Origin of the sequence: Kineococcus indalonis, from assembly GCF_009906395.1 — a bacterium.
GTDB classification, from domain to species: domain Bacteria; phylum Actinomycetota; class Actinomycetes; order Actinomycetales; family Kineococcaceae; genus Kineococcus; species Kineococcus indalonis.
This window is the reverse complement of sequence record NZ_JAAALM010000175.1, coordinates 1-7299: the sequence shown is the minus strand read 5'-3', so window position 1 is coordinate 7299 and position 7299 is coordinate 1. Positions and strand designations below refer to the sequence as shown.

General features: G+C 77.5%; 8 protein-coding genes. 7 read left to right on the top strand and 1 reads right to left on the bottom strand.

Going from position 1 to position 7299, the window contains the following annotated elements; genetic code table 11:
• The 5 genes from GTR00_RS10450 to GTR00_RS10430 all read left to right on the top strand — a co-directional run.
• A partial coding sequence (locus GTR00_RS10450; protein WP_323132384.1) for a PucR family transcriptional regulator occupies positions 1-1302 on the top strand: 1302 nt, incomplete at its 5' end.
• 152 nt (positions 1303-1454) lie between these two features.
• Positions 1455-2420 (top strand): ACP S-malonyltransferase, encoded by a 966-nt coding sequence (locus GTR00_RS10445; protein WP_166611563.1) that lies wholly within the window; start codon positions 1455-1457, stop codon positions 2418-2420.
• On the top strand, positions 2417-3460 hold the full coding sequence (locus tag GTR00_RS10440; protein ID WP_166611562.1) for a beta-ketoacyl-ACP synthase III: 1044 nt from the start codon (positions 2417-2419) through the stop codon (positions 3458-3460). Before GTR00_RS10445 ends, GTR00_RS10440 begins: the two co-directional genes overlap by 4 nt.
• A 99-nt stretch (positions 3461-3559) precedes the next feature.
• A complete protein-coding gene (locus tag GTR00_RS10435) occupies positions 3560-3805 on the top strand; it encodes an acyl carrier protein (RefSeq protein ID WP_166611561.1) in 246 nt (81 codons plus the stop codon).
• Between the two features lie 88 nt (positions 3806-3893).
• On the top strand, positions 3894-5144 hold the full coding sequence (locus GTR00_RS10430) for a beta-ketoacyl-[acyl-carrier-protein] synthase family protein (protein ID WP_166611560.1): 1251 nt from the start codon (positions 3894-3896) through the stop codon (positions 5142-5144).
• Between the two features lie 30 nt (positions 5145-5174).
• On the opposite strand, the gene GTR00_RS10425 is transcribed toward GTR00_RS10430, so the two are convergent.
• Positions 5175-5687, bottom strand: a complete 513-nt coding sequence (locus tag GTR00_RS10425) for a DUF3145 domain-containing protein (protein WP_166611559.1) — start codon at positions 5685-5687, stop codon at positions 5175-5177.
• A 263-nt stretch (positions 5688-5950) separates the two neighbouring features.
• On the opposite strand from GTR00_RS10425, the gene GTR00_RS10420 reads away from it, so the two are divergent.
• Positions 5951-6364: a hypothetical protein gene (locus GTR00_RS10420; protein WP_166611558.1), complete on the top strand. Its 414-nt coding sequence runs from the start codon at positions 5951-5953 to the stop codon at positions 6362-6364.
• An 86-nt stretch (positions 6365-6450) separates the two neighbouring features.
• Entirely contained in the window at positions 6451-7104 is a 654-nt protein-coding gene (locus GTR00_RS10415) for a hypothetical protein (RefSeq protein WP_205705498.1), read from the top strand.
• Positions 7105-7299 lie beyond the last annotated feature (195 nt).

Below are 7299 nucleotides of genomic sequence, written 5' to 3'. Positions count from 1 at the left end.
ACCCTGCACGAGGACCCCAACGACGAGGCGGCCTTCACCGCGCTGGTGGAGACCGTGCGCACCCGGGCCGCCGAGGCGCACGTGGCCGACGCCCCGCGCGCCCCCGGCGTCTCGGTGGAGACGGTGCACCGGCTGGAGGCGGCCGCCGGCACGTTCTCCTCCGCCATCGCCGCGCGCATGGACACCGGCCTGCCCTGGTACGCCGCGCTGCCGCCGGACGAGCGCTCCTGGGTGGGCCTGGTGGCGCAGGCCGGCTTCACCGACTTCGTGCGCTGGCTGAACGACCCCGACCCCGACGTGCTCGCGGCGACCGCGGTGTTCAGCACCGCCCCGCGCGAGCTGATGCGCTCGGTGACGCTGCAGCAGACCGTGGAGCTGGTGCGCACCGCCATCACGGTCGTGGAGGAGGGCCTGGACGCCGTCGTCGGCGACGCGCGCCCCGGCGAGCAGGTGCGCGCCCGCGAGGCGCTGCTGCGCTACTCGCGCGAGGTCGCCTTCGCGGCGGCCGCGGTGTACGCGCGGGCGGCGGAGTCGCGCGGCGCCTGGGACGCGCGCCTGGAGGCCCTGGTGGTGGACGCGGTGCTGCGCGGGGACGGGGAGGACACCATCGCCTCCCGGGCGGCGGCGCTGGGCTGGACCCTGGACGCCCCCACCGCCGTCGTCATCGGCGCCTCCGGCGAGCAGGCCCCCGGCGCGGTGGTGCCCCGGGTGCGCCGCACCGCCCGGGCCGCCGGCGGCGAGGCGCTGGTGGGCGTGCAGGGCGACCGGCTGGTCGTGGTGCTCTCCGGGGTGGCCGACGTGCGCGCCACCGCCGAGGAGCTGGCCGCCGCGGAGTTCGGCCCCGGCCCCGTGGTCGTGGGCCCCGTGGTGCCCTCGCTGCCGGTGGCGGCGCGCTCGGCGCGCGCGGCGCTGGCCGGGGTGGTCGCCGCCCGCGGCTGGCCGGGCGCGCCGCGGCCGGTGGACGCCGACGACCTGCTGCCCGAGCGGGCGCTGTCCGGCGACGCCACGGCGCGCCGGGCGCTGGTGGACCGCGCCTACGTGCCGCTGGCGCGCGCCGGCGGCGCGCTGCTGGAGACGCTGGCCGCCTACCTGGAGTCCGGCGGGTCGCTGGAGGCGTGCGCGCGCACGTTGTTCGTGCACGCCAACACGGTGCGCTACCGCCTGCGCCGGGTCGGCGAGGTGTGCGGGTGGACGCCGATGGAGCCGCGCGAGCGCTTCGTGCTGCAGGTGGCCCTGGCGCTGGGCCGGCTGGCGCAGACGGGGCCGGCCGCCGGGCGCGAGGGGGCGCGCCAGGGCGGCTGAGGCTCCCGGGACCGCCGTGACGAGATGTTCACGCGCAGTGGTGGGCACGGGGGCGCCGTGCGCGCGCCTTGTAGGTTTCCCACAACTGTCACCGGGAAAGTCCGTGAGCGTCGTGACCGTGAACACCAGGTGGCGCACGGCAGTCTCGACGCGTGCTCGTCTTCGTCTTCCCCGGTCAGGGCTCGCAGTCGCCCGGCTTCCTCGCCCCGTGGCTGGAGCTGCCCGGCGTCGCCGACCGGCTGCGCTGGGCCTCGGCCGTGGTCGGCGCCGACCTGGTGGCCCACGGCACCGTCTCCGACGCCGAGACGCTGCGCGACACCGCCGTCGCCCAGCCCCTCATCGTCGCCGCCGGGCTGGTGGCCCTGCGCGAGCTCGTCCAGGGCCCCGAGCAGCTGGCCCGCGTCGCCGGCGCCGTGGCCGGGCACTCCGTCGGCGAGCTGACGGCCGCGGCCGCCGCCGGCGCCCTGAGCCCCGAGCAGGCCCTGGTGCTGGTGCGCGAGCGCGGCCGGGCGATGGCCCTGGCCGCCGCCGCCCGCCCCACCGGCATGAGCGCCGTGCTCGGCGGGGACCCCGGCGAGGTCGCCGCGCTGCTGCAGCGCCTGGGCCTGACCGCCGCCAACGACAACGGCGGCGGGCAGGTCGTCGCCGCCGGCGAGCTGGGGGCCCTGGCGGCGCTGGCCGCCGAGCCGCCGGCGAGGGCGCGCGTGGTGCCGCTGCAGGTGGCCGGCGCCTTCCACACCGAGCACATGGCCCCCGCCGTCGGCGCGCTGCGCGAGCTGGCCGCCGGCGTCGAGCCCGGCACCGCCTCGGTGCCGCTGGCCGCCAACGCCGACGGCGAGCTGGTCACCGACGGCGCGGAGCTGCTGCGCCGCCTGGTCGCGCAGGTCAGCCGGCCGGTGCGCTGGGACCTGTGCACCGAGGCGTTCCGCCGCCTCGGCGTCACCGCGCTGATCGAGCTGGCCCCCGCCGGGACGCTGGCCAACCTCGCCAAGCGGCAGCTGAAGGGGATCGACGTCCTCGCCGTGAAGACGCCCGCCGACCTCGAGCGGGCCCGTACCGTGATCGCCGAGCACGGGGCGGCCCCGGCCGCGACCGCCGGCGCAGGAGCCGCCCAGTGACCGACATCCGCACCCCCGCCGCGCGCAGCTCGCGCATCCTCGGCGTCGGCGCCCACCGACCGCCGCGCCTGATCGACAACGAGGAGGTGTGCACCTGGATCGACTCCTCCGACGAGTGGATCCAGCAGCGCACCGGCATCCGCACCCGCCGCTGGGCGGCGCAGGACGTCGGCGTGGTGGAGATGTCCGAGGACGCCGCCGCCAAGGCGCTGGCCGCCGCGGGCCTGACCGGCTCCGACGTCGACGCGGTGGTCCTGGCCACCGTCTCGTACCCGTACCAGACCCCGGCCGCCGCCGCCGTGCTCGCCGACCGCCTGGGCGCCACCCCCGCCGCGGCCTTCGACGTCTCGGCCGGCTGCGCCGGCTTCTGCCACGGCATCGCCCTGGCCAACGACCTCGTGCGCGGCGGCACGGCCGACAACGTCCTGGTCGTGGGGGTGGACAAGCTGTCCGACTTCACCGACAAGCACGACCGCTCCACCGCGTTCCTCTTCGCCGACGGCGCCGGCGCGGCGGTCGTGGGGGCCTCCGACGAGGTCGGCATCGGCCCGACCGTGTGGGGCTCGGACGGCTCGCAGGCCGACGCGATCCGCTCGAGGTTCTCCTGGCTGGACCTGCGCGCCTCCCGGGCCGCGGCCGCCGACCCGATCGCGGCCGAGGCCGCGGCGCAGGAGCCGGAGAAGTGGCCCTACCTGGAGCAGCAGGGCCAGTCCGTCTTCCGCTGGGCGGTGTGGCAGATGGCCCCGGTCGCCCAGCGCGCCCTGGACGCCGCCGGCGTGCGCGCCGAGGACCTCGACGTCTTCGTGCCGCACCAGGCCAACGCGCGCATCATCGACGCGATGGTCAAGCAGCTCAAGCTGCCCGAGTCCGTGCACGTGGCCCGCGACATCGTCGACATGGGCAACACCTCCGCCGCCAGCGTGCCGCTGGCGATGGAGCGCGCGATGGCCGACGGGCACGCCCCCTCCGGCGGGCTGGCCCTGCTCATCGGCTACGGCGCCGGGCTGTCCTACGCCGCGCAGGTCGTGCGCCTGCCCTGAGCCGCCCCCGGCGGCCCCCACCAGACCCCTGGGCGCTGCACCGCGCACCAGGCCGACGAGGTGACCGGCACCCCGGCACCCCCACCGAAGGAGTCCCGCATGGCCAGCGAGCAGGAGATCCTCAGCGGTCTCGCCGAGATCGTGAACGAGGAGACGGGCCTGCCCACCGACAGCGTCCAGGCCGACAAGTCGTTCACCGACGACCTGGACATCGACTCGCTGTCGATGATGACCATCGTCGTGAACGCCGAGGAGAAGTTCGGCGTGCGCATCCCCGACGAGGACGTCAAGAACCTGCGCACCGTGGGTGACGCCGTCGCCTACATCTCCCAGGCCCAGGGCTGAGCAGCCCGCACCGCCGCACGGCCGGCCCGCACCGCGCGGGCCGGCCCGGCACCGCAGCCGTCACCGCTCGAGAAGGAGTTGACCGACCATGACCGCGACCGCTCGCCGCGTCGTCGTCACCGGGATGGGAGCGACGACACCGCTCGGCGGCGACGTCCGCTCCACGTGGGAGGCCGCGCTCGCCGGCCGGTCCGGCGCGCGCCCGATCAGCGCGCCGTGGACCGACGAGTTCGAGCTGCCCGTGACGTTCGCCGCCCAGGCCGCCGTGCCCGCCGCGGACGTCCTGGACCGCCGCGAGGTCAAGCGGCTGGACCCCTCGCAGCAGTTCGCCGTCATCGCCGCCCGCGAGGCGTGGGCGGACGCCGGGACCCCCGACGTCGACCCGCTGCGGCTGGCCTCGGTGGTCGCCACCGGCATCGGCGGCATCTGGACCCTGCTGACCGCCTACGACACGCTGCGCGAGAAGGGCGCCCGCCGCGTCCTGCCGCTGACGGTGCCGATGCTCATGGGCAACGGCCCGACCTCGGCGATCAGCCTGGAGTTCACCGCGCGCGCCGGCGCGCACACCCCGGTCAGCGCGTGCGCCTCGGGCGCCGAGGCCCTGGCCTACGGCGCGGACATGATCCGCGCCGGGCGCGCGGACGTGGTCATCGCCGGCGGCACCGAGGCGGCGATCCACCCGCTGCCCATCGCCTCCTTCGCCGCGATGCACGCGCTGTCGCGGCGCAACGAGGACCCGGCGCGGGCCTCGCGCCCCTTCGACACCCAGCGCGACGGCTTCGTCCTGGGCGAGGGCGCGGGCATCGTGGTGCTGGAGTCCGAGGAGCACGCCCGGGCGCGCGGGGCGCGGATCCACGCCGAGCTGCTCGGCGCGGGCCTGTCGGCCGACGCGCACCACGTCGCCGCCCCGGAGCCGGAGGGCGCGGGCGTCAACCGCGCCGTGCGCGACGCGCTGCACGCCGCCGACCTGGCGGCCGGCGACATCGCGCACGTCAACGCGCACGCCACCTCCACCCCGGCCGGCGACGTGGCCGAGGACAAGGGCCTGCGCCTGGCGCTGGGCGGGGCGGCCGACGGCATCGCGGTGTCGGCGACCAAGTCGATGACCGGGCACCTGCTCGGCGCGGCCGGCGCGGTGGAGAGCATCCTGACGATCCTGGCGCTGCGCGAGCGGCTGGCCCCGCCGACGATCAACGTCGACGACCTCGACCCGGACGTCACCCTGGACGTGGTGCGCAAGGACCCCCGGCCCCTGGCGGCCACCGGGCGCCTGGCGGGCCTGAACAACGCCTTCGGCTTCGGCGGCCACAACGTCAGCGTGGTGTTCGCCTCGGCGTGAGCCGCGCCCGGCCGCGCGCTCGACCCGTGCTCAGCCGACGTGGTGCAGCCAGCGCACGGGGGTGTCGTCCCCGGCGTGGCGGAAGACCTCCAGCTCGCAGTCCCACGCCTCGCCCACGGCGAGCGCCAGCGCGCGGCGGGCGGCGGCGGGGTCGGCGGCGGGGCCGTCGAGCAGCTCCAGGGCGGCGCGCACGCGGTCCTCGGGGACCTGCACGTTGCCGTGGACGTCGGTGACGGCGTGGAAGATGCCCAGCGAGGGGGTGTGGCTCCAGCGCCCGCCGTCGCAGCCCTGGCTGGGCTCCTCGGTGACCTCGAAGCGCAGGTGGGCCCACCCGCGCAGCGCGGAGGCCAGCCGGGCCCCGGAGCCCTGCGGCGCCTGCCAGGAGTGCTCCGCGCGCAGGCAGCCCTGCGCGATGGGCTGGGCGGTCCAGTCGCAGGAGACGCGCACGCCGAGGACACCGCCGGCCGCCCACTCGATGTGCGGGACGAGCGCTCGCGGTGCGGAGTGCACGTAGAGCACGCCGCGGGTGGTCGCACCGGACATGCCGTCCTCCTCTGCGTCGGTGTGAAGGGCGCCTTCCCCAACGACCTCGCACCACGCGCAGGTGAACGTGTCCGCTCGACTACCGGACGTGCTGTCCCGTCATCATGCCCCACCACCCCGGCGCGGCACCACCACCCCGGCGCGGCGCACCGCCCCGGCGTGTCGCGCTCCGTCACACAGGCATCACTTCGGGTCACGTGCTGGTGGCCCCCGGCACCCGGGCGGCGGCTTCAGGTGCCGCCGGCGCCTGCCGATGGGAGCGCGTGCACGACGAGCAGCAGCCCCCCGCGCCCGGCGAGGTCTCCGAGGTCATCCGGCCGGCCGCCATCGTGCCCGAGGAGGCCGCCCGCGCGGTGCTCGTCGAGCTGGCGCTGCGCGACGTGCAGAACGGCGGCGTCTGGCAGACCGGCCCCAGCCTGTGGAGCCGCTACGACCGGCCCTGGAACGGGCCGGAGAACGTCGCCGGCGCCGAGCTCATCGGCCGCATCCACGTCGCCTACGGCACGCCCACGCGCTACGAGATCACCGTCTACCGCGTGACCGTCACCCGCTTCGGCAGCGACCTGGGCTGGAGCGTGGAGTCCCTGTGCGACGAGGCGCTCCGCCACGGCGGCCTGCGCCTGCGCGACTGCCCGCGCGCCACGATGGCCGCGCCCCCGCCGCCCTTCACCGGCTGACCGCCCACCCCACCGGGAGGGCAGCGGCGAGGGCACCGGGGGGAGCGAGCCGCGCGCGCCGCGCGCGCCGGTGGCACCATCGCAGCGTGCCCGACCCCGCCGGCGCGCCGCCGCCCCGCCGCCACCACCGCCCCGCGATGCCGGGCGACGACGCGCTCGTCGCCCTGGCCGGCGGGGTGGACCCCTCCGCCGTGCAGGAGGCCGCGCACGCGGCCGCGAGCGCCCTGGTGCACGGGGCCCGCTCGGCGCAGGACGCCGAGGTGACGCGGCGGGTGGTGCGCCTGGCGCAGGAGGAGGGCCTGGAGGTCATCGCCTCGCTGTGGGCGGACGCGCCGGCGGACTCGCTGGCGGGCGCCCTGTGGCGGCTGTACGTGCTGCGCACCTGGGTGCAGCGCTCCCCGGTGTCGGTGGCGCGCCAGTACGCCGAGGGCCGCCGGCACACGCCCGTGCTGGAGGTGCTGGCCGGTGTCGCCGACCCCCCGGGCCCCGAGGAGGTCGTCGCGGTGGTGGACGACGTGCTCACCGGCGTCGCCGAGGGCGACTTCGCCGTGACCCTGGAGCGCGCCGCCGCCTTCTGCCGCATCGTCGCGGTGGGCCGCGCCCACCACGCCGACGAGCCGCGGCACGCCGGCCCCGAGGACGCCGCGGCCGCCCTGACGCGCTCGGCCGCCCGGCTGCTGCGCACCGCCGAGCAGCTGGAGGCGGTGGCGCACCGCTGGCGCACCGGCGAGCTGGGCTGAGGGACCGGGACGGGGACCGGCCGCGGAGCGGTGCACCGTCCCGGCCTGCCGCGCGGCGCCCGCGCCGTTACGATGGGTGGGTGGCGCCGGGCCGCGGTAGCCCCGGGTCCCAACTGGAGCCGCTACGAGCGGCGATGCGCCGTGAGGCGCTTCCCGGTCCGGCGTCACCCACCCCTCCCCCCGGTCCTCCCGGGT

What these genes read in the sequence shown, in the direction of transcription:
- GTR00_RS10425 (WP_166611559.1), bottom strand. Translation starts at nt 5,687, where the DNA reads ATGTCCGGTGCGACCACCCGCGGCGTGCTCTACGTGCACTCCGCACCG.
- GTR00_RS10430 (WP_166611560.1), top strand. Translation starts at nt 3,894, where the DNA reads ATGACCGCGACCGCTCGCCGCGTCGTCGTCACCGGGATGGGAGCGACG.
- GTR00_RS10435 (WP_166611561.1), top strand. Translation starts at nt 3,560, where the DNA reads ATGGCCAGCGAGCAGGAGATCCTCAGCGGTCTCGCCGAGATCGTGAAC.